This window comes from Nonomuraea sp. NPDC051298 (assembly GCF_055586305.1).
Genome location: NZ_JBVJIM010000018.1, coordinates 1 through 26,908, shown reverse-complemented (window position 1 = coordinate 26,908; position 26,908 = coordinate 1). Strand labels below are relative to the sequence as shown.

Below are 26,908 nucleotides of genomic sequence, written 5' to 3'. Positions count from 1 at the left end.
GGGCCGAAGAAACTCCCCGAGTGTCACGCCCGGGCGCTATGACACCGGACCTCACCATCGGCGTGGTCGGACCCCACGACCTGGTCGAGCGAGTCATGCTGATGGGTCACGCAGCGGCACCGCTGCCGTGTCGCCTGGTCGCGGCCGCTTACCGCGATGAGCAGGAGGCGCCCGACAAGGTGACGCGGCTCGGTCCCGGTGTCGACGCATGTCTGTTCGCCAGCCCGGTCCCCTATGACCTGGCCAGGCGTTCTGGCGTGCTGACGATGCCCGCGACGTACGTGCAACTCGGCGGAGCAGCACTGGTGGCGGCGCTGGCGAAAGCGGCGCTCGACACCCGGTTGGATCCACAGAGGGTCAGCATCGACGTGGTCAGCAGGGCGGATGTGGAGGAGGCGTACACGGATCTCGGCATCCCCGCCGCGGACGTGCACAACCGCGACGAGCCGGGTGCCACCGGCACGATCGCGGCCTTCCACGAACGCCTGGCCCGGCAGGGCACGACCACGGGAGCGCTGACATGCCTGCCCGCGGTGGCCGAACGCCTGCACACCGCGGGCGTGCCGGTCATCAGGATCAGGCCGACGTCGGCGGCGGTCCGTACGGCGCTGCACACCGCGGCGCTGCTCGGAGCGCACCACCGGCTGGAGGAGTCGCAACTCACCGTCGTACTGGTGGAGGTGCCGACGCTGCGCGAACCCGTGCGCCGCGCCGCGCCCCGCTACTGGCGCGACGAGTTGCGACTGTCGCTGCACCGGCTCTTGGTCCAGGAGGCGAACCGGATCAACGCCACCGTCTGGCCCATCGACGATCACAGCTACCTGGTGACCGCCACCAGGGGCTCGATCGCGGCGGCCACCGACGGGTTCAGGGTGTTGCCGTTCGCGGCCAGGATCAGGGACGAGTTGGGGCTGGCGGTCGAGGTCGGCGTGGGAATGGGGCGAACGACGCACGACGCCGAGTCACACGCGAGAGCCGCGCTGGCCCGCACGCAGGCGGGCAAGCAGGCACAGGGCTTCGCGGTGGACCGCGAGGGGCGGGCACTCATCCCGGCCCCGCGGATGCCACCGACCGGGGCCAACTCACTGAAGCCGAAGGGGGTGGAGGTACTGGCCAGGCTGGCGGCCAAGCTCGAAGGCGGAGACACGGTGGTCGACGCCGAGGGCGCGGGCAAGATGCTGGGGGTCACGCCTCGTACGGCCCGGCGGTTGCTGCGCACGTTGGTTGACGAGGGACTCGCGTGGCCGCTTCCGCCTAACCGTACGCCGCAGCCCGGGCGGCCCCGGCAGCTCTACCGGCTGATCGTGGAGAAGCTGGGCCCCCGCTGACCTGGCGTTTTTCCGGGGAGGCCCGCCGCTGTCCACGCGGCGGGCCACCTCGGCGTGGCTTCGGCATTGACGGAAGGTGTCAGGTTCGCGAACTTGCGCGTTGACTCTTGTGAACTAATTGGTTGACCCGTGTAGATGAGGGTATGTTCACGGACGCCCCCGATCGATGGGATTCGGACGGGGGCACCAAATTCTTCCGGCGCCGGTTCTCCGCATGGGTGCGTTGAGGTGACGGCGTTCTTGATGAATGGTTCTGGTGGGTTCCACGCTGTTTCGAGCAACGCTGTGGGCTGGTGGTAGAGATCTGATGGGTTTCGGGCAGCTTGCCGGGGCGTTGGGGAAATGACTCATGTGTCCGAGGGCCAGCATGGGGCTGCGCGGGGCTGTGAGGGCCGTGAGAGCGCGTTCCACCGGTGAGCGGTCTCCCTGATGCGGCGCCGGGCGCCGACGCCGTCAGCGTGACCGCCGAGCGGCGGGCGCGACGGCGAGCGGTGGGCCTACATGTCGCTCAAATCCCGCCATAGTCCAACGTCTGATACTCGTGGGCCTTTTGTCGGGCCTCACCTGTACAGTCATGACCCATGAGCGCAAACGCTACTGACGGTCGTTCCCCCCTCATGGTCTGGAGCGCCTTGGCGATCGTCTACGTGGTGTGGGGCTCGACCTATCTCGGCATCAAGATCACCATCGAGACCATGCCGCCGCTGCTCCACGGCGCGCTCCGGTTCGTGACGGCCGCCTTGCTGCTCGCCGGTTTCCTGCTGATCAGGAAGGGTCTGGCGCCGTTCCGGATGTCCCTGCGCCAGTTCGGCGGCGCGGCGCTGGTCGGGCTCCTGCTGCTGACCGGCGGAAACGGCATGGTCGCGGTGGCCGAGCAGCACATCTCCAGCGGCCTGGCCGCGCTGCTCGTGGCGTCCGTGCCGCTGTGGCTGGTGGTGTTCAGGATCGTGGCCAGAGACCGGCCGGCGGTGCTGACGGTGACCGGGGTGCTGGTCGGGTTCGGCGGGGTGGCGGCGTTGTCGCTGAACGGCGGCGGCGAGGCGGCCGGCACGACGGGCATCGTGGTGATCCTGCTCGCGTCGCTGTCGTGGTCGGTCGGCTCGTTCCTGTCGGGACGCATCCCCATGCCCGCCAACGTGTGGACGGCCAGCGCGATCGAGATGCTGGTCGGCGGCGCGGGGCTGGCCGTGGTCGGCGCGTCCGTCGGGGAGCGACTCGACTTCGCCGCCGTGTCCGGGCGCTCGTGGGCGGCGATCGCCTACCTGGTGCTGGTGGGGTCGCTGGTCGGGTTCACCGCGTACACGTGGCTGCTGGGCAACGCGCCGATCTCGCTGGTCTCGACGTACGCCTACGTCAACCCCGTCGTCGCCGTGATCCTGGGCGTGCTCGTGGTGAACGAGCACGTGACGGTGCAGATCGTGCTCGGCGGCCTGGTGATCCTGGTGGGCGTCGCCCTCGTGGTGTCGACCGAACGGCGCGCGAAGTACCGGGTGCCCGTCCCCGAGGAGGTCGGGGCCACCTGACCCCGTCGCCCGCGAGTCCCCCCGGCGCGCGGGCCGGAGGGATGCGAGCGCCCCGCTCGCTAGTGGGGGAAGGCGGCGGCGCAGGCGAGGAAGGCGTCGTTGGCCTCGGGCGAGCCGATCGACACGCGTACGCCCTCCGGCGCGAACGGCCGCACGGCCACACCCTCCGTGGCGCAGGCGGCGGCGAAGTCGAGGGTGCGCTCGCCGAGCCGGAGCCAGACGAAGTTCGCCTCGGTGGGCGGCACCGTCCAGCCCTGCGCGATCAGCGCCTCGCGCACCCGGGTGCGCTCCTTGACCACCCGCTCGACCCGCTCCAGCAACTCGTCCTCGGCCTGCAGCGAGGCGATCGCGGCGACCTGGGCGAGGTGGTTGACGGCGAACGGGACGATCGTCTTGCGCACGGTCGTGGCGACCGGCTCCTGCGCGATCAGGTAGCCGACGCGCAGGCCCGCCAGCCCGTACGCCTTGGAGAAGGTCCGCAGGACGGCGACGTTCGTGCGGTCGCGGTAGAGGGTGAGGCCGTCGGGGACGTCCTCGTCGCGTACGTATTCGTGGTACGCCTCGTCCAGCACCACCAGCACGTGCTCCGGCACCCGGTCGAGGAACGCCTCCAGCGCGCCCCGATGGATGGCGGTGCCCGTGGGGTTGTTGGGGGTGCACACGAACACCAGGCGGGTCCGGTCGTTGATCGCCTCGGCCATGCCGTCCAGGTCGTGGTCCTCGCCCGCCAGCGGCACCGTGACCGACTTCACCCCGGCCAGGTCGGCCAGCAGCGGATACGCCTCGAACGACCGCCACGCGTACACGACCTCGGCGCCCGGCTCGCCCACCGTCTCGAAGAGCTGCTGCGCCACGGTGACCGACCCGGCGCCGAGCGCGATGTGCCCGACGGGCACGCCGAAGCGCTCGGCGATGGCCTCGGTCAGCTTAACTGAGCCGGGGTCGGGGTAGCGGTTGATCTGCCGCGCGCCCTCGGCGATGGCCTCGACCACGGAGGGGAGCGGGTCGTAGGGGGACTCGTTGGAGGACAGCTTGTACGACCGCCCGTCGGGAGCGGCGACCGCCTTGCCCGGCGAGTAGGCGGTCATGGTGTCGAGAATCTGGCGGAAACGAGGCATGCCCTCACCATAAGAGGCGTCGCGCGGCGAAGCATCACCCGGTCCCGCCGCGCGCCGGTCACCCGGTCCCGGTGATCCCGGCCGGCTGGCGGCGCTTGTTCAGTGCCGCCTCGACGAGCTGGGCGATCTTGTCGGCGGTGCCGTACCCGGACCGCCGCGAGCGGACGTCGATCGACACGGAGACGTTCGACATCGGGAAGGCGACCTTCGTCTCGTACAGCGCGAAACCGTAGAGCGCCTTGCCCATCTCACGGGTGTGGCTGTAGGCGCCGCCGTCGTCGCCCACGTCGGGGCCCTCGCGCACCTTGGTCCCGGGATTGCGCTTGGGCTCGTCCTTCATGTAGTCGACGGTGAACTTGTGCGACATGGTGGTGATCGACGCGCTCGGCGACCGGAACGTCGTCAGGGTCACCATCACGTAGTCCGTGCCGCTCCAGGTGCAGCTCCCTTCCAACAGCCACCGGCGTTTCAGCGAGTGGCCGAAGAGCGAGCGCACCTGTGTGTTGGTCAGCAGGTCGCACGCCTCGAACTCGCCGATGAGCGGCTGTCCGGGCGACGGCTGGGCCGGCAGTCCGGTGAACATCGGCGACGGGGTGTAGACGCTGGGCGGGGCGATCGCGTAGCCGATCAGGCGGACGACGTTCGGGAACAGGCGGGGCACGACCACCACCCCGGCCGCCACGACCAGCACGAGCGCGAGGGCGGATCCCGTGATGACCTTGGTGCGGCGGCGTCGTCTCCACCCCGGCGCGGTGTGCGCCGGTCCGAGCGGCGCACCGGTCACGGGCACGGGCTGCCGGAGCGCCGCACCGCTCGCGGCCTGCTGGAACGCCGCACCACTCACGGGCTGCTGGAACGCCGCACCACTCGCGGACTGCTGGAGCGCGGCGCCGCTCACGAACGGTCCGAGGGGCGCGCCGGTCGCGCCCGTCGCGCCCGTCGCGCCCGTCGCGCCCGTCGCGTGGCCGCCCTGTGCGACGACCGCCAACCGCGCGACCGCCTCCGCGGGCGAGCAGCGGGTCGCCGGATCCTTGTCCAGGATCGCGGCCAGCACGGGCGCGAGCGGCCCGGCCAGCCGGTACGGGGCGGGCTCCTGCATGAGCACGGCCGCCAGCACGGCGGCCTCGTTGTGCCGGGCGAACGGCGGGCTGCCCTCCACCGCCGCGTACAGCGTGGCGCCGAGCGACCACAGGTCCGCCGGCGGGCCGTCGTCCTCGCCGCGCAGCCGCTCAGGGGCGATGTAGCCGGGGGAACCGGTCAGCAGCCCCGTCTGGGTGATCGCGGCGTCGCCCGCGATGGTCGCGATGCCGAAGTCGGTCAGCAGCACCCGCCCGTCGTCGGTGAGCATGACGTTGGCGGGCTTGACGTCGCGGTGCAGGATGCCCGACGCGTGCGCCGCGGCGAGGGCGTCGATCATGCGCAGCCCGATCTCGGCGACCCTGGGCGGCGGCAGCGGCCCGTCGTCGCGGATGACCCCGTCGAGCGAACGGCCGCGGACCAACTCCATGACGATCCATGGGCGGCCGTCGTCGAGGACCACGTCGTGCACGGTCACGATGGACGGGTGCGCGCGTAAGGCCGCCGCCGCCCGCGCCTCGCGCATCGTACGCCCGGCCAGCTCAGCGCGCTCGGCCTCGTCGAGGTCGGGCGGGAGCCGTACTTCCTTGACGGCCACCTCCTGCTGGAGCAGCTCGTCCATCGCCCGCCAGACCGTGCCCATGCCGCCCCGGCCGAGCTGGGTCAGCAGGTGGTAGCGGCCCGCGAGCAACGTCACCGTGCTTGCAGACGCGTCTGCTGGTCTCCTGGCATCCGTCGTCTCCTGTCCTCGGCTCCGGCGGAGCACCGGCATTTCAGATAGATCAGATATTAGGCGCGAACCCGGACAAGAGTCACGGATTCGTGAAACGGAGTCACTCTTCGAGACCGCTCATCCCGGCCCGTCGGTGGACCAGGGCCGGGGTCACTCCTTGAGGCTGCGGAGCATCGGGGGGTGGAGCAGCTCGGCGGGGCCCCTGCGGTAGAGCTTGGCGGGGCGGCCCCCGTCTCTCGTCGTCGTGCCGCCCGTCTCCAGCAGGAAGCCCTCGGCCTTGGTGACCTTGCGGTGGAAGTTTCGCGGATCGAGGACACGGCCCCAGACGATCTCGTAGACGCGGCGCAGGTCTGCCACCGTGAACTCCGGCGGGCAGAAGGCCGCCCCGAGCGGGGTGTACTCCAGCTTGCCGCGCGCCCGCTCGATGCCGTCGAGCATGATGCGCCGGTGGTCGAAGGCCATGACGGTGAGCGAGCCGATCGACTGCCAGCTCATGTGGGCCTTCTCCGAGGCCGGCAGGTCGGGGGCGAGCCCGAGGTAGGCGACGCTCAGCACGCGCTGGCGGGGGTCGCGGTCGGGATAGCCGTACGTCTGGAGCTGCTCCAGGTGCACCGGAGCACCGGGCAGGCCGGCCCGTTCGGAGAGGATGCGGTGGGCGGCGGCCGGCAGGTCTTCGTCGAGGTGGATGAAACCGCCGGGAAGCGACCAGCGGCGCAGGAACGGCGGATTGTCGCGACGCCATACAAGAGCGCTCAACGCCTGGTTACGCACAGTGAGCACGACCAGGTCGACACTGACCGGGATGCTCGGGACCATGGCAGGCACGTTACACGCAGTCGTACGTCAGCAGCGAACCGTACGTCAACGCCGGTATACGCCCATGTACACGTATGCCACGGCTACGTGAGGATGCGTACGTGCAGGGGCTCCGTCGCCGTCTGCCCCGAGGGCACCTTGACGCCGATCTTCACCCACTCCCCCGCCGGCACCTGCGACCAGTCGAACGGCACCCACGCCGTGGCCATCCCGTCCGGCAGCTCCTCCTGGAACGGGTCCTCGTCCAGCCAGCCCACGTCCGCGACCGCCATCTCCTTGGTTCCCCCCGACCATTCGACGGAGATGGTGGCGCCCTTGAGGTTGTAGCCGCGTACTTCCAGGCCGTCCTGGATGTCGCGCGGGCGCCGGATCGCGTCCACCGCGATCGGCCGCCGCCAGTCCGCGAGAATCTCCTTCTCGAGCGACGGATCGCCACAGGTCATGAAGTCGCTCCACATGTAGGAGACGATCTTCTGGACGTACCGGCCGGCCATCGTGATCGCCTGGTCCAACCGCTCCTTGTCCGTCTTGCCCCGCGTCCCCTGCGGTGCGCACGGCCGCTCGCCCGACGGCTCGAACGCCTCCACGTTCGCCCAGAGCTGCACGCGGTAACCGGAGTCGATCATCTCCTGCCGGGCCGCGGCCATCTCGCGGTAGTAGTCGCGCGTCGACCCGTGGTACGCCGTGTCGTACGTCGACTCGCCCACCACCGGCCGCAGCCGCTCGTCCACCTCGCTGTCACGCTCGTCGGGCCAGAACAGCCCGACCTTGCCCGTCCCCCGGCTGTCCTGCGGCGCGATGATGCCGACGCCGGTCTTCACCAGCGCCTTGAAGCCCTCGGCCACCTGTGCGGGCGTCTGCCCGAAGGCCACCCTCTTGCGCGCGTCCAGGTAGGGGCTGATCAGGATCGGCTTGCCCAGCTCCTGCTCGACGATCGTGTGCTGGTCGGCGTAGACCGCCAAGGTCGGGTTCGTGGCCAGGGTGTCCGACATCTGGACCTCGAACGGCTGGTACACGCCGCCGAGCGAGTCGCGCCCGGCGAACCGCACACCGTAGTCCTGAAGGATGCGCCTGGTCAGGGTGGTGAGCGTGCCGAGGTGGCGCGTCTCGGCCCTGATCGGCGTCTTCGAGTCGCGCGGGGCGAGCGGCAGCGCAGGGAAGACGCGCATGCCGAACTGGTCGGCCAGGCCGAGCAACTCGCGCAGGCTGTCGTTGCTCGAACCGGCCACCAGGATCATGTCGTACGACGCGGCCTTGCCGCTGAAGTCACAGGTGGCGTCGTCGGAGCCGTCAGCCTGGGTGATGAGCCGGAAGTAGATTCGCTCGCCGACCGCGATCGGGTGCTCCATCTGAGGGCACCGGAACAGGTCGGGCCCGAACGACTCGTCGGTCCGGTAGACGTACGTGCGGCCGATCCGATTGCCCGGGTTGGCCGCCCGTAAGTCCCGCTCAGCGGCCTCGTAGCAGGTCAGGCCGTCTTCCTTGCACGCCTTGTAGAGCGAGTCGACCGTGCCGTCCTTGGCCAGCACCTCGCCGGAGTCGGAGACGGTGCGGAACTGCAGGCCGTAGCCGATCCTGATGATCGTGTCGCCGCCGACGCGGTGGATCTCCTGCAGTTGCTTGCGCCAGGTGCAGGGGTTCGACTTGGGGGTGATCCAGTAGCCGGAGACGGCGTACGGGGCGGTCTCCCCGGTGTCGAACGTTCCACAGGGGTCGGAGAACTCGCTCACCTTCGGCGTCGGCTCGGTGCTCGACGGCTTGGGCGTCGCCGACCTGGCCGCCGTGGGTTCGGGCTCGCCGGAGGGCAGCACGATGATCACGGCCGCGACGGCGGCCAGGATGGCGGCACCCACGACCAGGAAGAGCCAGCGCACGTTCAGGAAACCTTTCCCGCCCTCGTGGTTACGGCTTGACCCCGGCCCAGGACTCCAGTTGTGTGACGAACCGCCTTGCGGAGTTCGGCCAGTGGTGGTTCGCGCGGGCCGCCGCGTACCCCCGTGCGCCCTGCGCCCGCCGCTCGCGTACGTCGTCCCGCAGGGTCAGCACGGCCTGCGCGACCGCCTTGGGATCCTCCCAGGGGACCACCACGCCGCTGTCGTAGCGCTCGACCAACTCGACCGCGCGCGGCGACGGCGTCGTGATGACGGGGATGCCGTGCGCCATGTACTCCACGATCTTCGTCGGCATCGAGTGCCGGTAGTTCGGCTCGTCGTGCAGCAGTGACAGGCCCGCCAGCGCCCCGTCGAGCCGCTTGAGCGCCTCGTCGTTGGGCATGAAGTCGCGCCACTCCAGCAGACCCTCGGTGACGGCCTGGTTGAGCATCGGACGGCTCTGCGGGTCGGCGTACCCGATCAGCTCCACCGCCACCCGGTACGGCTGCAGCAGCTTGGCCACCTCGACCGCCTCGAACACGCCCCGCGCCCTGGACAGCCACCCGAGGTAGACCACCCGGTCGTCGCCCGGCGGCGTCACGGAGTCGGGCACCCAGGTCTCGTTCGGCACGATCAGGTGGGCGTGCTTGAACCGCCCCGCGTACGCCGTCTCGGCCAGCAGCAGGTGCAGGTACCGCTCGGCGGTGCCCTCCAGCATCCGGGCCAGGAACCGCACGGGCGGTCGCAGCGGCGACGGCAGCCAGGGCTTGAGCGAGAGCGTGGCGGGGGTGTCCTCGTGCACGTCCCACACGACCGGCGGCCGGTTGCGGACGCCCCACACGGCGAACAGCAGCTCGGGGTCGTGGATGAGGACGAGGTCGACCTTGTCGCGCATGCGCTTGAACAACCGGCGGGCGGCCAGCACGCCCGCCACCCGCTTGCGCTGCGCCGCGCGCGGCAGATCCACCCCGGTGACCCACGGTCTGGGGACGACGCCGTGCGCGGTGAACGACGCGGCATACGTGACCTCATGACCAGCGTCCACAAGGGCCCGGATCTGCCTATGCAGAATCCTCGCGTCCTCGGGGTTATGCACCACCGTCATGACGAGCACGTGCACTGCGCGCAGCCCTCCGTCGCTACAGCCGCTTGACGCGTTCACCCTCGGCGAGGACGCCGCGGGTGTCCAGCACGAGCCGGGCCTTCGACTCGATCAGCCCGAGGTCGAACGCGGAGTGCTGCTGCAGCAGCAACGTCACGTCCGCGTTGATCACGGCCTCGGCGAGATCCTCCTCACGCGGCACCGGGGTGCCGTCGACCGACCACTCCTTGACGTACGGGTCCGCGAAGGACAGCTCGGCCCCCAGCTCCAGCAGCGCACGCGCCACCGGAAGGGCCGGAGTCTCCCGTTCGTCAGCGATGTCCGGCTTGTAGGTGACGCCGAGCAGGACCACCTTGGCGCCGTTCACAGCCTTCTTGTGCTTGTTGAGCAGGCGCTGCACGCGAGCCACCACGTACGACGGCATCCGCTCGTTGATCTCCTGGGCCAGCTCCACGAACCGGAACGGGTAACCCAGCTTGCGCACCGTGTACGACAGGTACGACGGGTCGACCGGGATGCAGTGCCCGCCCACCCCCGGCCCCGGCAGGAACTTCTGGAAGCCGAACGGCTTGGTGGCGGCCGCCTCGATCGACTCCCACAGGTCGATCCCCAGCTCGTCACAGAAGATCGCCATCTCGTTGACGAGGGCGATGTTGACGTGCCGGTAGGTGTTCTCCAGCAGCTTGGCCATCTCGGCCTCGCGGGTGCCGCTGACCGGCACCACCTGCTCGATGAACTGGCCGTAGAACGCCGTCGCCCGGTCGCGGCAGGTCGGCGTGTAGCCGCCCACGACCTTCGGGGTGTTGCGCATGCCGTACTTGGCGTTGCCCGGGTCGATGCGCTCGGGCGAGAAGGCCAGGTGGAATCCCTCACCCGCGACCAGCCCCGAGACCTCCAGGATCGGCCGGGCCACCTCGTCGGTGGTGCCGGGCCACGTGGTGGACTCGAGCACGACGAGCGTGCCCTCGGTGAGGTTGCGGGAGACGGCCTTGGTCGCGCCCTCGACGGCGGAGAGGTCGGGTCGGTGGTCCTCGTCCAGGGGCGTGGGCACGCAGATGACGATCGTGTTGCTCCTGGCCAGCACGGTCTCGTCGAGCGTGGCGCTGAACCCGTTGGCCAGCATGCTCTCGAGGTCGGCGTCGGTCAGGTCGTCGATGTAGGACTGCCCGGCGTTGAGCGCGGCCACCTTCTCGGGGTCGACGTCGAGGCCGACGACGCGCAGGCCGGCGCCGACCGCCTCTTTGGCGAGCGGCATGCCGACGTAGCCCAGCCCGATGACAGCCAGGTCGATCTCTGTCACGGCCGTGCCTTTGAAAGCCGGAAACAACACTTCATGGTCGCAAAGGTTATCTCAAGTCCACCTGGCTCACGCCTAATGCGAGCGAACCCGTCACAAGAGACACCCATCACCATGGTCATCATTTCCCGAGAGACCGGTATAGAGCCCGATAAGTCTCGGCAACACGGCTCCACGTGCGCTTGGCGGACACTTCCGCCCGTCCCGCCTCGCCCATCGCCGCACGTCTGGCCGGGTCTCCACTGAGCCCGGCGATCGCCCTGGCCAGCGCCTCCGGATCGCCCGGCGGCACCAGCAGCCCGGCGCCGTCGGAGCCCACCAGCTCGGACAGCGCAGGTAGATCGCTCAGCACGACGGGCTTTCCGAGCGCCATCGCCTCGACGGGTTTCAATGGGGTAACAAGTCGGCATACCCGCAAGTCCTCGCGCGGGCAGGCGAAGATGTCGATGGCGTCCTGCGCCTGCAACGCCTCGTCGGGGCCGACCCGGCCGGGCAGCACGGCGTCCGCCAGGCCCAGCTCCTCGACCAGCTCCAAGAGGTTGTCGCGCTCGGTGCCGTCGCCCACGATGAGCACGCGTACGGGAGTGCGGGCGTCACGCAGCAGCGCGGCGGCCCGCAGCAGGGTGGCGAAGCCCTCGTAGGCCACGATGCTCGACACCGAGCCGACCACGATCTCGCCGTCGGCGATGCCGTACTGGCGACGGAACGAGGCGCCGTCGTACTGGACCGAGAGCAGCGAGTCGTCCACGGCGTTGGGGGCCAGGTGGATCTTCTCCCTGGGCACGCCGCGCTCGACGATCTCGGTGGCCATCGTCTCGGCCAGCGTGACGACCGCGTCGGCCTCGCGCATCAGGAACGCCTCGCGCTCGCGCTGGAGCACGTGCCGCTCGCTGCCGACCCGGACGGGGTCGCGCGAGGCCCAGGTCTCCTCCAGGAAGCCGCGCACCTCGTAGACGAACGGCGTGCCCGTCCTGTCGCGCACGGCGTGGGCGATCGAGCCGTTGCGGTGGTCGGTGGCGGCGTGCAGGAGCTGCGGGCACAGCTCGGTCACGAGCTTGGTGACCCGGTCGGCGGCCCTGGTGATGCGCCCCTGCGTCTCGAACGGCATCTCGCCGTGCCGGTCGGGCAGCAGCCGGTGGTAGGGGATGCCGTCGAGCTCCTCGTACGGCTCGGCGTCGGCGTGCCCCTGCAGCATCGGCCAGCCCCAGCTCGTGACCACGTGCGGGTCGATCCCGGCGGCCTTCTGGGCGGTGACGATGCGGTGGGTGCGGACGGTGTAGCCGGCCTGCGTGTACGGCAGCGCGTTCGTGACCACGTGCAGCACCCGGTTGTCGACCCGGTCGAGGAGGGTCACCTTGGGGCCGGGCGGGATCGGGTCTGGGCTGATCGCGGCCAGCTCGCCCCGGTAGTAGGCGGCCCTGCGCTTGACGAACGGATATTTGGTGTGGGCCTCGAGCAGGGCGGCGGCCTCGCTGATCCGGCCCTCGTTCCAGTGTTCCTTGGCTTCGTTCCACGGGCCCTTGACCACGCGCATGCCGAACTTGCGCACGATGCGCCGCGCCCTGCGGGCGGCCGGCCATGCGACGCCGCCCACGATCGGGCGGAGCCTGGGCGGCAGCGACTCGGCGGCGGCCTGGGCCACGCGGACCGGGTCGGACTTGACCTTCGTCATGACCACCCGGGAAACGATGATCGGATGCTGGACGAAGCCCTTGAGAAGTCCACCGACGCCGGCACGGGCGGACTTGGCGGAAACCTTGGGGGAGTCTTGACGACTGGCGTCGGATGCCACGGTGGGACCGTACCATAGGCAGCGTTTTTCCCTTCCGCTATGAAAGGCGAGGTCAATGAGGGAGAACCCCCTGGTCCTGCACGTATTGGGTGCTCGTCCCAATTTCGTGAAAGCGGCCCCGGTGGTGCGGGCACTCGGCGGGCTCGGCGTGCGGCAGGGCATCATCCACACAGGTCAGCACTACGACGCGCTGATGTCGGACGTCTTCTTCGCCGACCTCGGCCTGCCTGAGCCGGTGGCGAACCTCGGTGTCGGCTCCGGCAGCCACGCCAAGCAGACGGCGGCGCTGCTGGTCGGCCTGGAGGAGGTCGTCCAGGAGCAGGACCCCGACCTGGTGGTGGTCTACGGCGACGTCAACTCCACGCTGGCCGCGATCCTGGTCTGCGCCAAGCTGGGCGTTCCGACGGCGCACGTGGAGGCCGGGCTGCGCTCGTTCGACCGGGGCATGCCGGAGGAGGTCAACCGGGTCGTCACCGACGCGCTCGCCGACCTGCTCTTCGCCACCTCTCCGGAGGCGCTGGCGTTCCTGGCGAACGAGGGCGTGCACCCGTCCAAGGTGCACCTGGTGGGCAACCCCATGATCGACAGCCTGTTCTCCGCGCTGCCGAAGCTGGACCCGGCGCCGGTGGTGGCCCGGTTCGGCCTGCCCGAGCGCTACGCGGTGGGCACCCTGCACCGCCCGGCGAACGTGGACACCCCCGAGGCCGCGAAAGAGCTGGTGGACGCGGTGCTGGCGGTCTCACGGCAGATCCCGCTCGTGGTGCCGGTCCACCCGCGCGGCAGGGCCCGCCTGGCCGAGGCCGGCCTGGTCGACGGCGACTCGGTCCGGGTGATCGACCCGCTGGGCTATGTGGACTTCCTCTCACTCGTACGCGGGGCCGCGCTGGTCGTCACCGACTCCGGCGGCGTCCAGGAGGAGACGACCATGCTGGAGGTCCCCTGCCTGACCGTCAGGCCGAACACCGAGCGGCCGATCACGATCACCCACGGCACGAACCGCCTGGTCACGCCCGCCCTGCTGCCGGCGATGGCGGAGAAGGCGCTGGCCGACGGCGCCGCCACGCCGGCCGGCGAGCCGCCGGTTCTGTGGGACGGGAAGTCGGGGCCGCGCATCGCCACGGTGATCGCCGCCTGGCTCAAGGGGGACAACCTCGCTCCCGCCTCTCACGGCAAACGCCAGGAATAGCGGCAGAAACCGCCGTACTATGACAGACCTCCGCTGAGCGATAGGCGTACCACCATGGCCGAAACCCCCGACGAGCCCACCTACCAGCGGCTCGGCCCCGTCAACTGGCTGCCGGAGGAGCGCAAGCTCGTCGAGCGCTTCGAGACGGAGGTCAGGGAGCTGCGCCGACGGCTGGAGATAGCCGAGGCCAAGGCCGCGTACGCGACGTGGAAGCTGGAGGCCACCCAGGCCAAGCGCGCGTTCAAGCTGGGCGAGGCCCTGGGCGCGAAGAGCCCGGGGAAGATCGTCGAGGCGGTCAGGTCGAGGGAGAAGGCGCCCAAGCCGCCCGCCCCCGTCACCGAGGCGATCGAGACGGCGAACCACCGGCCGCCGCTGGTCGAGGTGCCGGCGGTCAAGTGGCCGGGCGGCCCGGTGAACCGGCCGGAGCTGAAGGTCGCGGTGATCCTCGACGACTTCTCCAGGATGGCCTTCCGCTACGAGTGGGACCAGATCGAGTTCGGGCTCAAGGACTGGCCGGAGATCTTCGCGGACAAGCGGCCCGACCTGCTGTTCTGCGAGTCGGCCTGGCACGGGAACCAGGGCCGCTGGCGCTACCAGATGACCGGCACCAACGCCCCCAAGGAGCCGCTGCGCGACCTGGTGGCCTGGTGCAGGCAGGAGGGCATCCCCACGGTCTTCTGGAACAAGGAGGACCCGCCGAACTTCGACTTCTTCATCGACACGGCCAAGCTGTTCGACTACGTGTTCACCTGCGACGGTGACATGGTGCCGAAATATCGGGAAATTCTGGGACACGACCGGGTGGACGTGCTGCAGTTCGCCGCCCAGCCACGCGTGCACAACCCGATCCAGCAGAACAAGGGCCGCCTGCACGACGTGGTCTTCGCCGGGATGTACTTCCGCGACAAGCACCCCGAGCGCCGCGAGCAGATGGAGACCGTGATCGACCCGGTCAGGGAGCTGGGCCTGCACATCTTCGCGCGCAACGGCGAGGTGGACGAGAAGTACGCCTGGCCGGAGAAGTACCGCCCGCACATCGTCGGCGAACTGCCCTACGACCAGATGCTGGCCGCGTACCGGATGTACAAGGTCTTCCTCAACGTCAACTCCGTGCTGGACTCGCCGACCATGTGCGCGCGGCGGGTCTTCGAGCTGTCGGCGTGCGCGACCCCCGTGGTGTCGGGGTGGTCGCGGGCCGTCGAGGAGACCTTCGGCGACCTCGTGCCCATCGCGCGGGAGCCGATCGAGTCGTACAACCAGGTGCTGCACCTGATCAACAGCCCCGAGCTGCGGGCGCGGATGGGACACCTGGCGATGCGGGAGGTGTTCGACAAGCACCTGTTCTCGCACCGGGTCGACCAGATCCTGCAGAACCTCGGGCACCGCGTGCCGGCGCGGTCGCGCTCGATCTCGGTCGTGCTGCCCACCAACCGCGCCTCGCAGATCGAGCACGCCATCTCCTCGGTGGCCAAGCAGCTCCACCGGCCGCTGCAGCTCGTCATGGTGCTGCACGGCCTCGACATCGACCCGGTCGTGGTGGCCGACAAGGCGCGGATGGCGGGCCTCATCGACGTCGTGGTGCTGCCCGCCGACGCCTCGATGACGCTGGGGGCGTGCATGAACATGGGCATCGCCGCCGCCGAGGGCGAGCTGATCGCCAAGATGGACGACGACAACCTCTACGGCGAGCACTACCTGTCGGACCTGGTGCGGGCGTTCGACTACACCGACGCCGAGCTGACCGGCAAGGGCGCCCACTACGCGTACTTCGAGGGCGGCAACACCACGATGCTCCGGCTGCCCGGCCTGGAGCACCGGTACTCGTGGCTGGTGCAGGGCGGCACGTTCCTCGGCAAGGCGGACCTGTTCCACTCGTACCCGTTCGCCGACATCACCCGAGGTGAGGACACCCATCTCGTACGGCGGCTGAAGGAGGACCGCGTCAAGATCTACTCGGCCGACCGGTTCAACTTCGTCTACTGGCGCAGCGCCGACACCTCGATGCACACCTGGCAGGCCGACCACATCAAGCTGACCAGGAACGCCCAGTTCGCCTTCGTCGGCCGCCCCGACGACCACGTGCTCATCTGACGCGGGATCCGGCGGGGGCTATCCGCTCACCCTGGCCAGGTTCTGGTCGGCGAGGGCGGCGAGCTGGTAGAGGCCCTGCGGCTTGACCCGCTCGCCGACCACGAGCATGCTCATGATCAGCGTCCCCCGCCTGATCATGACCGAGCCGATCTGCGCGTTCTTCTTGTCGCCCGCCGCCGTGGTGAGGTAGGCGCTCGACTGGTCGCCCTTGGCAGGCATCTCCAGCGCGCGCGTCTTGTACGTGACCTTCGTCCCTCCGACGTCGGCCGTGTACGCGGCGCACTGCTTCGGCAGCGGCGCGGGGAAGGCCGCCGTGGGCAGCGACACGACCGCCTGCGTGATCGAGCCGCGGGCCGCCGAGAAGGCGATCACCGCGGCGGGCGACTTGGCGACCTCCGGCTTGGCGGCGTCGAGCTGGGCGGCGCCCGCGCACTCGGGATGTTGCAGCTTGGCCTGGCGGACCGCGGCCAGGCCCTGCTGGGTGGACTTGAGCGTGCCGAACGCGCCCAGCTCCGGCCCGTACGCGACGGTCATGCCCTTGGGCACCGGCAGCAGGGCGGCACGCAGGCGGGCGGTGTCGGACCCCGACGGCGTCACGGGCGTCGAGGCCGCGGCGGGCGCCGGGCTCTCCTCCGCTGATGAGCATCCGGCGATGACCAGGGTGCTGAGAAATATGCCGGAAACGGCCTTACGCATGGGTTCTCCATTTGACTTCAGCGGCATTGTTCAAACGCTAGAGGAAAGGGAATGCCGAGGGCCGCGCAACGTCGCTATTCAAGGAATTAAGAGATTTCGCGAGGGATTTCCGCTTCATCCGCATTGCACCGGCCGCTGCCTTCTCACCTCGCGATATGTGCCCCAAACCGGCATCAGCCGCCCTAGGGCCCGCAAAATGTTCACCGGGCGCTGCGCGGCGCTGTGCGGCTTTTCTCCGGGCTGATGATGATCGCGCCATGAGCTTGACCGCACGCGATCTCGGGATGGATCTCCCCATTTCCCGCAGAGACCTCTTCGACGGCATCGCCGTGGGATGCGTGCTCGCGCCGGGCGGGGCGGCCGCGGAACCGGCCCGCGAGGCCGTCCAGGAGGCGCAGGATCGCGCCGCGCCCTTCACCGTCCGCGGGGACACCGGAGAGGCGCTCAGCGTGCCGCACGCGCTGCGGGACGGGCGTTTCTGGGAGCACGCCGGCCCTCCCGTGCCGACCGGGGAGCGTTTCGACCTGGTGGTGGTCGGCGGGGGGCGCGGCGGGCTGGGCGCGGCGGCCGAGTGGCTGCGCCGCCGTCCCCGGGCGAGCGTGCTCGTCCTCGACAACCGCGACGGCGAGCACGGCGAGGAGCACGGCGGGCGCGGCGAGCGGCGGGACGCGGGGACGGGGCCGCTGCGGCGCGGGACGGCTCCCGACGCCGTGATGTGCGACGCGGAGAGCTTCGGCGCGGACACGCTGGTCGGGCTCTACTCCCCCGGCTGGATCGACCGGCTGCCGATCGCCGCCCAGGCGCGCCGGGACCTGCTGACGCTGTACGGCGACGCGCCCGACTGGTTTCCCGGGCTCTCGGCCGAGGGCAGGCAGGAGCGGCTGGCGGGGCTGACGTACTCGGAGTTCCTGCGCGAGGTGTGCGGGACGCATCCGGACGCCGAGCGGTTCTGCCGGACCATGTCGTGTCCCGAGTGGGGCTACGACACCCGGGCGTTCGGCGCGATCGACGCCTGGGGCACCGGGTATCCGGGGTTCGGCGGACTGGGGCTCGGCCGGGACGAGCCGTCGCGGTACAACTCCCCCACCGTCCGGCGGGAGTGGCACGGCCCCGCCCCCGAGGCCCCGGCTCCCGCGCCGGACGAACGCGTGCGCCTGCGGCCCTCCAGCCCCGTGGTGTCGGTACGCGACGGGGCCGGCTCGGCGAGCGTCGGCTACTTCGACGGCCACCGGGTGCGGACCGTCGAGGCCGGAGCGGTGATCCTCGCCTGCTGGAACGCGGTCGTCCCGTACCTCCTGCCCGCACTGCCCGAGGCGCGGCGGCGGGCGCTGCGCGAGGCCGTACGGGTGCCGCTGGTGTCGGCGACCGTGCGGTTGCGGGACGCGGGCGCCTGGCGGCGGCTGGGCGTGCGCCGGGTGCGGTGGACGGGCGCGTACTGGAGCTGGTGCGAGTTCACGCCGCCCGGCGGGGTGCGGCTGCTGGCCACGCCGTGCCGGTCCGAGCTGGGGCCGGGCGAGGGCTCGGCGGCGGGTCGGCGGGAGTTGTTCCGCACCCCGTACGAGACGCTGGAGCGGTCGGTCCGCGACCAGCTCGCCCGGCTGCTCGGCCCCGTCGGCTTCGACCCGGGCGGGGACATCGCGGCCATCACCGTCCACCGGTGGGGTCACGCGCTCGCGCCGGAGTACTGCCGCCCGTGGCACCCGTTCTACCCCGACGGGCCGTTCCCCGCCGAGGCCGCGCGCGGGCCGTTCGGGCGGATCGCCATCGCGGGCTCCGACGCGGGCCCGTGCGCCGGATCCGCGTCGGAGCCCGTGGCCCGCGGGGAGGCCGCCGTCGCCGCCGCCGTGCGAGCAGTGGAGGAGCTGTCGCGATGAAGCCGCCGATGCGGACGCCCGTGAGGACGCCGCTCAAGTCGCTGTGGTTGCGGATCTTCCTGACCGGGCTGGTGCTCTGGCTGGCCACGGTCGCCGTCACCGGATGGACCGGGAACTCCAATCTCGTGCCGACGGTGGTGCTGTTCGGCAGCTTCCTGGTGCCGGTCACGTTCGTGGTCTGGGCGTACGGCCGGGACCGCTCGCCGGACGTGACGGTCGAGACGCTGTTCCAGGCGTTCGTGGTGGGCGGCGTGCTGGGCGTGCTCGGCGCCTCGCTGCTGGAGAGCTGGCTGATCCGGCCCTCGATCCTGATGTACCTGCTCGTCGGCCTGATCGAGGAGGGCGTCAAGCTGGCCGCCCTGATGTTCGTCACCAGGCGGCTGGCGCGGCGCTCGACCAAGGACGGCGTGGTGCTCGGCGCGACCGTCGGCTTCGGCTTCGCCGCCTTCGAGAGCGCGGGCTACGCCTTCAACGCGCTGTTCACCGCCGACGGGCTGTCGCTGGGCCAGGTCGTGGAGACCGAGGTGCTGCGCGGCATCCTGACGCCGGTCGGGCACGGCCTGTGGACCGCGATCGCCGGTGGCGCACTGTTCGCCGCGCGCGGGAGGCTCACCGCTCCGGTCGTGCTGACGTACCTGGGCGTCTCGGTGCTGCACGCGCTGTGGGACTCGATGAGCGCCATCGCCATCGCCATCACGCTGGTGCTGACCGGCAAGCCCTGGCAGTTCGAGCTGCTGCGCATCGGCCGGGTGCCGCACGTGTCGGCCTGGCAGGTGCACGTGTACACGCTGCTGAACTGGGCGGGACTCCTCGTGATCTCGCTGGTCGCGCTCGCGTGGCTGTACGGCACCCTCGCCTCCGCCCGGCGCGAGCGCCAGACCATGCCCCAATAATCACGGTAATGAACGCCTTCCTCCCACTGCGCCGGAACCATAAACGGTGCTAGTCTCCTGTGCGATCTTCCGGAGGTGTATTTACACAAGGTGTGGAAATGCCCCCGACTCGAGGTTGGGACATGGGCTCGCAAAACCGGTCAATTCGGTTCAAGATCTTCCTATTGTTACTGCTACCCCTCCTGTCTCTGAGCGCGCTCTGGGGTTTCGTCCTCAACCTCACCATGGGCGACGCCCAGTCACTACTTCGCGCGGACGCCCTTTACCGCACTCTCGGCATCACCTCCACCGACCTGGGATTACAGCTTCAGGCCGAACGCGTCCGCTCCGCCGAGGCGCTCACCGAGCGTGATCTCTCCGGAGCGCTCGGCGGCCAGCGCGCGCGTACCGACCGATCCGTCGCCGAGTTCAGGCAGTCCGTCGCCGACGCGGGCGGAGCCGTCGACGGCGAGCTGCGGCTGCCGCTCGAGGTCCTCGACACCGCTCTTGACCGCCTCGGCACGATCAGGGCGAACATCGACAACGGCCTGACCTCCCGCCTGGCCGGCCTCAACGAGTACAACAGCGTCATCGACTCGCTCTTCACGGTCTACGACCACCTGGTGCCCGTCGCCGACCTGTCGATCTTCCAGCAGGCGTCGTCGTTGCAGGCCATCGGCATGGCCAGGGAGCACATCGCCAGAGAGCACGCCCTGGTCGTCGGCGGCCTGGCCGACGGGCGGTTCACCGCCCCGGAGGCGACCGCCTTCACCGAGTACGCGGCCTCCAGGAAGTTCCTGCACTCGCGCGGCCTGGCCGGGCTCGAAGTGGCGCTGCGCAGGCCGTACGAGCAGGTCTTCGCCACCGAGCCGTTCCTCACCTTCGCCACCATGGAGGCGCGCGTCGTCAAGACCGGCGCGCCGCCCCCCGACGCCGCCGCCTGGCGCGAGACCGTCGACAGGCTGACCACCCGCCTCGACGAACTCGGCGCGAACTCCTCCGCCACCCTGGCCGCCCGCGCGGCCGAGGCCGCCGCCTCCACCGTGATCGAGATCGCCGTCGCGGGCGGCCTCGGTTTGATCGCCGTGCTCGCGTCGATCATCATCTCAGTACGCTTCGGTCGTCGCCTGGCCGCGGAGCTGGCCGGGCTGCGTACCGCCGCGGTCGAGCTGTCGCAGGAGCGCCTGCCCGACCTCGTGGCGCGGCTGCGCAGGGGCGAGGACGTCGACGTGCGGAAGGAGGCCAGGGCGATCAGGGTGAGCGGTTCCGCTGAGATCATCGACGTGGCCAGGGCCTTCGGTTCCGTGCAGCGCACCGCTGTGCGGGCCGCGGTGGGCCAGACCGCGCTGCGCCGCGGGGTCGGCCAGGTCTTCCTCAACCTCGCCCGGCGCAAGCAGGGCCTGCTGCACCGCCAGCTCGCGCTGCTGGACGGCATGCAGCGCCGCACGCACGACCCCGACAGGCTGGAGGAGCTCTTCCGCCTGGACCACCTGACCACCCGCATGCGGCGGCACGCCGAGAGCCTGATCGTCCTGTCCGGCGCCGCCCCAGGACGCTCCTGGCGCAAGCCGGTGCCCGTGATCGACATCGTCCGGGCCGCGGTCTCCGAGGTCGAGGACTACACCAGGGTCACCGTGGAGTCGATGCCGGTCAGCGCGATCGACGGCACCGCCGCAGCCGACCTCACCCACCTGGTCGCCGAGCTGGTCGAGAACGCCACCATCTACTCGCCGCCGGACACCCACGTGATGGTGCGCGGCGACCTGGTGAGCAACGGCTACGCGATCGAGGTCGAGGACAAGGGGCTGGGGCTGTCGGCCACCGACTACGCGCGGCTGAACGCGCTGCTGGCCGCGCCCCCCGAGTTCGACCTGGCCGACAGCGACCGGCTGGGGATGTTCGTGGTGGCCAAGCTGGCCGAGCGGCACGGGATCAGGGTGCTGCTGCGCCGCTCGCCCTTCGGGGGCACCACGGCCATCGTGCTGGCGCCGCGTTCGATCGTGAACGAGCCGAGCGCGCAGGAACCGGTCGGCGGTGACGGCCAGGCCGCGCTGCCCGGCCGTACGCGGAAGAAGGCGCTCGCGGTCGTGACCTCGGGCACCCACGCGGGGCTGCCCAGGCGAGTGCGCCAGGCCAGCCTGGCCCCGCAGCTCAAGGAAACGCCCCCTGAGCCGGAGTCACAGGCCGAACGCTCTCCCCACGAGGTACGCGACCTGTTCTCCGCGTTCCAGCGGGGAACGAAACGCGCCCGAGAAGAAGCCTCTGAGGAGGGGCCATGATTAAGGGGGATGCATGAGTGCGCCGACCACCAACACCGGTGAGCTGAACTGGCTGCTGGACGACCTTGCCGGCAGGGTCTCGGCGGTGCGCCAGGCGGTCATCTTGTCGACCGACGGCCTGGCGGTGGGCTATTCCAAAGGACTGAGCAGGGAGGACGCCGAGCACCTTTCCGCGGTGGCGGCCGGGTTCCAGAGCCTGGCGCGCGGCACCGGCCGTCATTTCGGCGGCGGCGACGTACGCCAGACCATTGTGGAGATGGAGTCGGCGTTCCTGTTCGTCACCGCGGCGGGCCAAGGCACCTGCCTGGCCGTGATCGCCGAGGCGAACGTGGACGTCGGCCAGATCGCCTACGAGATGGCGATGCTGGTCAAGCGGGTGGGCCAGCACATCTCCACCAATCCGCGCGCTGGGGCGTCATGAGCGATAGCCCGCAGTGGTTCGATGAGGAGGCGGGACCCGTCGTCCGGCCTTATGCTCTGATCCGCGGTCGCACGCGTTCCTCCGGAGACGCGTTCGACCTCGTGGCCTCCGTGCGCGCCATCGGCGAGCCCGGTGACGGATCGGGGCCGGAACAACAACTCATCCTGCGGGCAGCCCGTAGTCCGATCTCGGTGGCCGACCTCGCCGTCGAGCTCGACCTGCCCGTCGGTGTCGTCCGGGTGCTGCTCGGTGACATGCGTGACCACGGCCTCATCTCGGTGACGTCGCCCTCCGCCGGAGGGTCGCGGTCGAATGAGCGCATTCTCAAGGAAGTGATCAATGGACTCCGTGCTCTCTGAGGACCCCGTCGCGCTCAAGATCTTGATCGCGGGGGGGTTCGGCGTCGGCAAGACCACCCTGGTCGGGGCGATCAGCGAGATCAAGCCGCTGCGCACGGAAGAGGTGCTCTCCGACCGCGGCATCGGCGTCGACGACACCGACGGGGTCGAGTCCAAGACCACCACCACCGTGGCGATGGACTTCGGCCGCATCACGATCCGCGAGGGGCTGGTCGTCTACCTGTTCGGCACGCCGGGGCAGGAGCGGTTCTGGTTCATGTGGGACGAGCTGTCCTACGGCGCGCTGGGCGCGGTCGTGATCGCCGACACCCGGCGGCTGACCGACTGCTTCCCGTCCGTCGACTACTTCGAGCAGCGCGGCACGCCGTTCGTGGTGGCCGTCAACTGCTTCGACGGCGCGGAGCGGCACAGCGTCGACGACGTGCGCGTCGCGCTCGACCTGGACGACGACGTGCCGGTCATGCTCTGCGACGTGCGGCGGCGCACGTCGGCCAAGGAGGTCATGATCACGCTGGTCGAGCACTCCCTCAGGACGCTCACCTCCGCGAACTGACCGCGTCACGGGTCAGAGCTGAAAAGGGCACGGGTCAAAGCGCTCGCAGGCCGTTGATCACCTCGCGGAGCAGGCTCTCCGACGGGGCGGCGGCCTTGTCCCGCGGCGGGCGCACCGTCACCAGGCCGTGCTCCAGCAGGTCTCCCAGCAGCACGCGTACGACGCCGACGGGCAGGCCGAGCTCCGCGGCCAGCTCGGCGACCGGCCTGCCCTGCCCCGCCAGGCCGGTCAGCAGCCGCCGGTGCTGAGCGCCCAGCTCGGCCTTGGCCGGGGCGGGCACCCCCGTCGGGACGACGGTCGCCAGCAGGTCGACCTCTGAGGAGGCGGACCTGGTGCGTCCGCGCGCGACCGCGTACGGCCGCACGACGGGCCCGGCCTCCTCGTCGACCCACTCGTGCTCGCGACTCACGATTGAGATCCCCCATCCTGATCACTGTCCTGCCGACCGCGCTGCCAGCCGGACTGGAGCGAGGAGAGCAGCGCCCTGGTCTCCTCTGGTGAACGCTCCTCGACCGGTGAGGCGGGGGTCGGCGCCTGCTGGAGCGTCTGCGGCAGAGCGCTCTTCCTGTCTCGTTGCGGCAGGCCCGTGGACCGCTCGCGGTGCGGCAGGGCGGTCGGCCGCTCGGGGCGCGGCAGTTGCCGTGGCGCCGCTTCGTCCATGGGGCCCGCCTGCTGCGGCAGGGCCGCGGGACCCGTCGCGCCGCCGCGACCGTCGCCGTTGGCGGCCCGCCTGCTGGTACGGACCCGGCGCGGCAGCTCGCCGGGCTCCGTGCTCTCCTCCCGGTCCGTCCGCATGACCGAGACGGAGACGGACTCGAACTCCACCACCTGCATCGGGGCCGTCATGGGCTCGATCAGCGAGGCCGGCACGAGCACGATGGCGGTCGTGCCCCCGTACGGGGAGGGCTTGAGCGTGACCTTGACGTCGTGCCTGCCGGCGAGCATGCCGATCACCGCCAGGCCCAGCCGTTCGGTCTGCGCGGGGTCGAAGTCCGGCGGGCTGGCCAGGCGCTCGTTGAGTGCCCTGCGCGTGGACTCGTCCATGCCCAGGCCGCGGTCCTCGATCTCGACGGCGAAGCCCTTGCCGACCATCTCGCCGCGCACGGAGACCTCGTTGCCCGGCGAGGAGAAGGTGGTCGCGTTCTCGATCAGCTCGGCGAACAGGTGCATGAGGTCGGCCACCGCCGAGCCCGACACGCCGCACTCGGGCATCGGGTAGACGCGGACCCGGGTGTACTCCTCGACCTGGGCCGCGGCGCCGCTGAGCACGTCCTCGACCGGGATGGCGGCGCGCCACCTGCGGCCCGCGGAGCCGCCCGAGAGCAGCACCAGGCCCTCGGCGTGGCGGCGCATGCGGGTGGTCAGGTGGTCGAGCTTGAACAGCCGCTCCAGCGCCTCGGGCTCCTCGGTCTGGTGCTGCATCTCGTCGAGCAGCCTGAGCTGGCGCTGCAACAGCGACTGGCTGCGCCGGGCCAGGTTGCGCAGCGCCTCCGAGACGCCCTCGCGCAGCCTGGCCTGCCCGACGGCCGCGTCCACGGCCGTGCGCTGCACGCTGTCGAACGCCGCGGCGAGGTCGCCGACCTCGCTCGTCGAGCGCCGGCCGACGGTGATGGGCGGCGCCTCGGCCGCGATGTCCACGCTCTCGCCCCTGCGCAGCTTGGCGACGACGTCGGGCAGCCGGATCTCGGCCAGGTCGAGCGCGGTACGGCGCAGCGCCCCCATCTCGCGGGTGAGCCGGCGGCCGACCCGGATCGAGACGACGACGGAGAACACGACCGCGACCAGGCCGAGCACCCCGGTGACCGCGGCCTGCACGATGACCGCCGTGCCCGCGGGCTCCATCCTGGCCAGCAGCTTGTCGCCGGTGCTCCAGACGGCCTCGCGGTACTCCTTCTGCACCTGGTCGGCGATGCCGTGCCAGAGGTCCAGGTCCAGCGGCCGCCCGCTGATGTACGCCTCCAGGAGGTTCTCCATGGTGACGTAGCGGGGCGAGTAGTACAGCTTCTCGAACGGGGCCCGCAGCTCGGTGTCGAGGTTGGCCAGGGCCTTGGGGAACAGGTACGTCCTGGAGCCGTCGATGCCGGCCAGCAGGTGCATGTCACGCATGTCCGCCCGGCCGTTGGAGGCGATGACGATGGCGTGCTCGCGGGCCAGCAGCTCGCGTACCTCGTCGGCGGCGATCAGGCCCTGCGCCTGGAGTGACAGATCCAGGTCGGTGCTGACCACCAGCCGGGAGTACAGGAGGTGGATCTCGTCGGGGATCTTGGCATACTCGGTGACCAGGCCGCCGGGGGTGAGCTGGCCCTCGTCCACCTTGCGCCGGATGTCCTTCAGCCGGTCGATCGCCTCGAAGACCGTCTGAAGCTGGGACTCCATGTCGGCGGTGAGCACCGCCCGGGTCTCCTCGGACGTCGCGTGCCTGCGCAGCGTCTGGTTGTCGGCGTCGACCTCGTCGCGCGCCTTGGCCAGGGCGCCGGAGTCCTTCGCGGTGCCGGCGAGCCGCTCGGCCGAGGCCAGGCGCTCGGTCTGCAGGTCGGAGATCAGCGCGTCGGCATTGTTGATGATGCCGGTCCAGATGGTCTCGACCTTGAGCAGGTTGAGAGCCTCACCCGTGGTGGTGCTCGCGGCGAAGCCCCAGAGTGCGATCAGGGAGGCCAAAGGGATGACGAGCAGGGTCGAGATCTTGAATCTGATGGATCTGCCCGATGCCATGGTACCTGCTCCCGGATAGAAGATCGCGGGAGAGAATAGCACCGAAACAGATGGTTTTAAGATCGACTAGCGATAAATCTGTGATATGTCGGGAAATTTGCGGCTTCTGGGGTGCTCCGCCGCCAGGCCAGCCGTACCAGCCAGGCCGCCAGCACCGACAGCAGCGCCACCTCGGCGCCCAGCAGCACCCGCTCGACGAGCCCGATCAGCACCCGGTCGCCCGGCAGCGCCACGTACGTGATCGCCAGCAGCCCGAACCCCCCGGCCAGCGCCACCCACTCGACGACCCGCGCCACGGGCTTCCAGTCCGCGTCCGCGGCCAGTCGCGGGACCATCAGCGCACCGGCCGCGGGCAGGCTGACGAAGGCGGCGATCGAGACGTACCGGTGGATCTGGCCCGCGAGGTCGAGGTCGTGACCGATGGGCGTGGTCGGGACCACCGCGGCCACCACCAGGGCGCCCGACCACACCATCAGCAACCGCTCCGGCCAGCCCCGCACGGGCGCCCCCGCGGCCCGCAGCCCCGCCAGCAACGCCAGCGAACCGATCCCGAGCACCGCCATCGCGACCTCCGTGACGCCCCCGCGGTCGGACACGGCGTACTCGCTGACGGTGATGTTCAGGGGATCGAGGTGAGGGTCAGGGTCGAGCTGGCCCACCACCACGGCGATCACTGCGAACAGGATCGACGCGCAGGCGATGTAGGGGGAGAGCCTCTTGGCTGCCGCGGTCATGGGGATACTCTCGCCGTCGCGCGGGGTGCCCGGCATCCGGCGCCTGCCCCGATACGTCCCTGACCCGACCCTGACCCCCGTCCCCTACCGACCCTGGGGCCGTAACCCTTGGGGTCCCGCGCCCCAGGAGCCGGGGTGCTCAGGGGCGCGCGAGCGGGTTCAGCGGCAGCGGGCGAGGAACCCCGGTCCTTCAGGTCCGGGAGGAATCACTTACGGTGCCGCACGTTTGTTCTAGTAATAGTAAAGTTCGCAGCGTGAAATTCGTTGTGCAGGTGCGGCTTTTCCCCACGCCCGCCCAGGAAGCGGCGCTGGCGGACACGCTGCGCCTGTGCAACGAAGCGGCGAACCTGGTCTCCCGGATCGCGTGGGAGACGAAGGTGTTCCGCAACTACGACCTTCGGGTGCACACCTATGGCGAGCTGAAGAACATGGGCCTGTCGGCGCAGCCCGCCCAGCACGTCATCAAGAAGGTCG

General features: G+C 70.4%; 21 protein-coding genes and 1 pseudogene. 11 read left to right on the top strand and 11 right to left on the bottom strand.

Going from position 1 to position 26,908, the window contains the following annotated elements; all coding sequences use genetic code 11:
• Positions 1-38 precede the first annotated feature (38 nt).
• Positions 39-1,328 carry a GTP cyclohydrolase IIa gene (locus ACZ6S0_RS37895; protein ID WP_344884905.1) on the top strand — a complete coding sequence of 430 codons (1,290 nt, stop codon included), beginning with the start codon at positions 39-41 and terminating at the stop codon, positions 1,326-1,328.
• A 581-nt stretch (positions 1,329-1,909) separates the two neighbouring features.
• Positions 1,910-2,851 (top strand): EamA family transporter, encoded by a 942-nt coding sequence (locus tag ACZ6S0_RS37890; protein WP_465924150.1) that lies wholly within the window; start codon positions 1,910-1,912, stop codon positions 2,849-2,851.
• Between the two features lie 59 nt (positions 2,852-2,910).
• Here the strand turns inward: ACZ6S0_RS37890 and hisC are convergent, their stop codons facing one another.
• The 7 genes from hisC to ACZ6S0_RS37855 form a co-directional block, all read right to left on the bottom strand.
• Positions 2,911-3,969 carry a histidinol-phosphate transaminase gene (hisC, locus tag ACZ6S0_RS37885; RefSeq protein WP_465924149.1) on the bottom strand — a complete coding sequence of 353 codons (1,059 nt, stop codon included), beginning with the start codon at positions 3,967-3,969 and terminating at the stop codon, positions 2,911-2,913.
• A 58-nt stretch (positions 3,970-4,027) separates the two neighbouring features.
• Positions 4,028-5,743, bottom strand: coding sequence for a serine/threonine-protein kinase (locus ACZ6S0_RS37880; protein ID WP_465924148.1), 1,716 nt, complete (start codon positions 5,741-5,743; stop codon positions 4,028-4,030).
• 186 nt (positions 5,744-5,929) lie between these two features.
• Complete coding sequence (locus ACZ6S0_RS37875; protein WP_465924147.1) at positions 5,930-6,595, bottom strand: NUDIX hydrolase; 666 nt, start codon at positions 6,593-6,595, stop codon at positions 5,930-5,932.
• Positions 6,596-6,678: 83 nt separating this feature from the next.
• A complete protein-coding gene (locus ACZ6S0_RS37870; RefSeq protein WP_465924146.1) occupies positions 6,679-8,469 on the bottom strand; it encodes a DUF4434 domain-containing protein in 1,791 nt (596 codons plus the stop codon).
• A 28-nt stretch (positions 8,470-8,497) separates the two neighbouring features.
• Entirely contained in the window at positions 8,498-9,586 is a 1,089-nt protein-coding gene (locus ACZ6S0_RS37865; RefSeq protein ID WP_465924145.1) for a glycosyltransferase, read from the bottom strand.
• Between the two features lie 19 nt (positions 9,587-9,605).
• A complete protein-coding gene (locus ACZ6S0_RS37860) occupies positions 9,606-10,868 on the bottom strand; it encodes a nucleotide sugar dehydrogenase (RefSeq protein WP_465924144.1) in 1,263 nt (420 codons plus the stop codon).
• 118 nt (positions 10,869-10,986) lie between these two features.
• Complete coding sequence (locus tag ACZ6S0_RS37855; protein WP_465924143.1) at positions 10,987-12,657, bottom strand: glycosyltransferase family 4 protein; 1,671 nt, start codon at positions 12,655-12,657, stop codon at positions 10,987-10,989.
• A gap of 55 nt (positions 12,658-12,712) precedes the next feature.
• Between ACZ6S0_RS37855 and wecB the strand changes: the two genes are divergently transcribed.
• A complete protein-coding gene (gene wecB / locus ACZ6S0_RS37850) occupies positions 12,713-13,843 on the top strand; it encodes a non-hydrolyzing UDP-N-acetylglucosamine 2-epimerase (RefSeq protein ID WP_465924142.1) in 1,131 nt (376 codons plus the stop codon).
• A 54-nt stretch (positions 13,844-13,897) separates the two neighbouring features.
• On the top strand, positions 13,898-15,934 hold the full coding sequence (locus tag ACZ6S0_RS37845) for a glycosyltransferase family protein (protein WP_465924141.1): 2,037 nt from the start codon (positions 13,898-13,900) through the stop codon (positions 15,932-15,934).
• Between the two features lie 18 nt (positions 15,935-15,952).
• Here ACZ6S0_RS37845 and ACZ6S0_RS37840 read toward each other — a convergent pair whose 3' ends face one another.
• Positions 15,953-16,630, bottom strand: a complete 678-nt coding sequence (locus ACZ6S0_RS37840; protein WP_465924140.1) for a hypothetical protein — start codon at positions 16,628-16,630, stop codon at positions 15,953-15,955.
• A gap of 257 nt (positions 16,631-16,887) precedes the next feature.
• On the opposite strand from ACZ6S0_RS37840, the gene ACZ6S0_RS37835 reads away from it, so the two are divergent.
• From ACZ6S0_RS37835 to ACZ6S0_RS37810, 6 genes are all read left to right on the top strand, one after another.
• Positions 16,888-18,504 (top strand): NAD(P)-binding protein, encoded by a 1,617-nt coding sequence (locus ACZ6S0_RS37835; RefSeq protein ID WP_465924139.1) that lies wholly within the window; start codon positions 16,888-16,890, stop codon positions 18,502-18,504.
• Positions 18,505-18,512: 8 nt separating this feature from the next.
• Positions 18,513-19,397, top strand: coding sequence for a PrsW family intramembrane metalloprotease (locus ACZ6S0_RS37830; RefSeq protein WP_465924138.1), 885 nt, complete (start codon positions 18,513-18,515; stop codon positions 19,395-19,397).
• 164 nt (positions 19,398-19,561) lie between these two features.
• On the top strand, positions 19,562-21,655 hold the full coding sequence (locus ACZ6S0_RS37825) for a sensor histidine kinase (protein WP_465924137.1): 2,094 nt from the start codon (positions 19,562-19,564) through the stop codon (positions 21,653-21,655).
• A gap of 13 nt (positions 21,656-21,668) precedes the next feature.
• Entirely contained in the window at positions 21,669-22,076 is a 408-nt protein-coding gene (locus ACZ6S0_RS37820; RefSeq protein ID WP_344884859.1) for a roadblock/LC7 domain-containing protein, read from the top strand.
• On the top strand, positions 22,073-22,435 hold the full coding sequence (locus ACZ6S0_RS37815) for a DUF742 domain-containing protein (RefSeq protein WP_344884856.1): 363 nt from the start codon (positions 22,073-22,075) through the stop codon (positions 22,433-22,435). Before ACZ6S0_RS37820 ends, ACZ6S0_RS37815 begins: the two co-directional genes overlap by 4 nt.
• Positions 22,416-22,988, top strand: a complete 573-nt coding sequence (locus tag ACZ6S0_RS37810; protein WP_465924136.1) for a GTP-binding protein — start codon at positions 22,416-22,418, stop codon at positions 22,986-22,988. The genes ACZ6S0_RS37815 and ACZ6S0_RS37810 overlap by 20 nt, the downstream gene beginning before the upstream one ends.
• A 34-nt stretch (positions 22,989-23,022) precedes the next feature.
• Here ACZ6S0_RS37810 and ACZ6S0_RS37805 read toward each other — a convergent pair whose 3' ends face one another.
• The 3 genes from ACZ6S0_RS37805 to ACZ6S0_RS37795 are packed head-to-tail and all read right to left on the bottom strand — an operon-like array spanning position 23,023 to position 26,434.
• Positions 23,023-23,397, bottom strand: a complete 375-nt coding sequence (locus ACZ6S0_RS37805) for a DUF742 domain-containing protein (protein WP_465924135.1) — start codon at positions 23,395-23,397, stop codon at positions 23,023-23,025.
• Complete coding sequence (locus tag ACZ6S0_RS37800; protein WP_465924134.1) at positions 23,394-25,700, bottom strand: sensor histidine kinase; 2,307 nt, start codon at positions 25,698-25,700, stop codon at positions 23,394-23,396. Before ACZ6S0_RS37800 ends, ACZ6S0_RS37805 begins: the two co-directional genes overlap by 4 nt.
• A 56-nt stretch (positions 25,701-25,756) precedes the next feature.
• Positions 25,757-26,434 carry a DUF998 domain-containing protein gene (locus ACZ6S0_RS37795; RefSeq protein WP_465924133.1) on the bottom strand — a complete coding sequence of 226 codons (678 nt, stop codon included), beginning with the start codon at positions 26,432-26,434 and terminating at the stop codon, positions 25,757-25,759.
• Between the two features lie 254 nt (positions 26,435-26,688).
• Here ACZ6S0_RS37795 and ACZ6S0_RS37790 point away from each other — a divergent pair.
• Positions 26,689-26,908 (top strand): annotated as a pseudogene (locus ACZ6S0_RS37790) (RNA-guided endonuclease TnpB family protein); the annotation flags it as partial.

Excerpts from the sequence above, each read along its gene's own strand:
- ACZ6S0_RS37835 (WP_465924139.1), top strand. The coding sequence starts at position 16,888 with ATGAGCTTGACCGCACGCGATCTCGGGATGGATCTCCCCATTTCCCGC.
- ACZ6S0_RS37890 (WP_465924150.1), top strand. The coding sequence starts at position 1,910 with ATGAGCGCAAACGCTACTGACGGTCGTTCCCCCCTCATGGTCTGGAGC.
- ACZ6S0_RS37815 (WP_344884856.1), top strand. The coding sequence starts at position 22,073 with ATGAGCGATAGCCCGCAGTGGTTCGATGAGGAGGCGGGACCCGTCGTC.
- wecB (WP_465924142.1), top strand. The coding sequence starts at position 12,713 with ATGAGGGAGAACCCCCTGGTCCTGCACGTATTGGGTGCTCGTCCCAAT.
- ACZ6S0_RS37875 (WP_465924147.1), bottom strand. The coding sequence starts at position 6,595 with ATGGTCCCGAGCATCCCGGTCAGTGTCGACCTGGTCGTGCTCACTGTG.
- ACZ6S0_RS37840 (WP_465924140.1), bottom strand. The coding sequence starts at position 16,630 with ATGCGTAAGGCCGTTTCCGGCATATTTCTCAGCACCCTGGTCATCGCC.
- ACZ6S0_RS37800 (WP_465924134.1), bottom strand. The coding sequence starts at position 25,700 with ATGGCATCGGGCAGATCCATCAGATTCAAGATCTCGACCCTGCTCGTC.
- ACZ6S0_RS37845 (WP_465924141.1), top strand. The coding sequence starts at position 13,898 with ATGGCCGAAACCCCCGACGAGCCCACCTACCAGCGGCTCGGCCCCGTC.
- hisC (WP_465924149.1), bottom strand. The coding sequence starts at position 3,969 with ATGCCTCGTTTCCGCCAGATTCTCGACACCATGACCGCCTACTCGCCG.
- ACZ6S0_RS37795 (WP_465924133.1), bottom strand. The coding sequence starts at position 26,434 with ATGACCGCGGCAGCCAAGAGGCTCTCCCCCTACATCGCCTGCGCGTCG.
- ACZ6S0_RS37830 (WP_465924138.1), top strand. The coding sequence starts at position 18,513 with ATGCGGACGCCCGTGAGGACGCCGCTCAAGTCGCTGTGGTTGCGGATC.
- ACZ6S0_RS37810 (WP_465924136.1), top strand. The coding sequence starts at position 22,416 with ATGGACTCCGTGCTCTCTGAGGACCCCGTCGCGCTCAAGATCTTGATC.
- ACZ6S0_RS37820 (WP_344884859.1), top strand. The coding sequence starts at position 21,669 with ATGAGTGCGCCGACCACCAACACCGGTGAGCTGAACTGGCTGCTGGAC.
- ACZ6S0_RS37895 (WP_344884905.1), top strand. The coding sequence starts at position 39 with ATGACACCGGACCTCACCATCGGCGTGGTCGGACCCCACGACCTGGTC.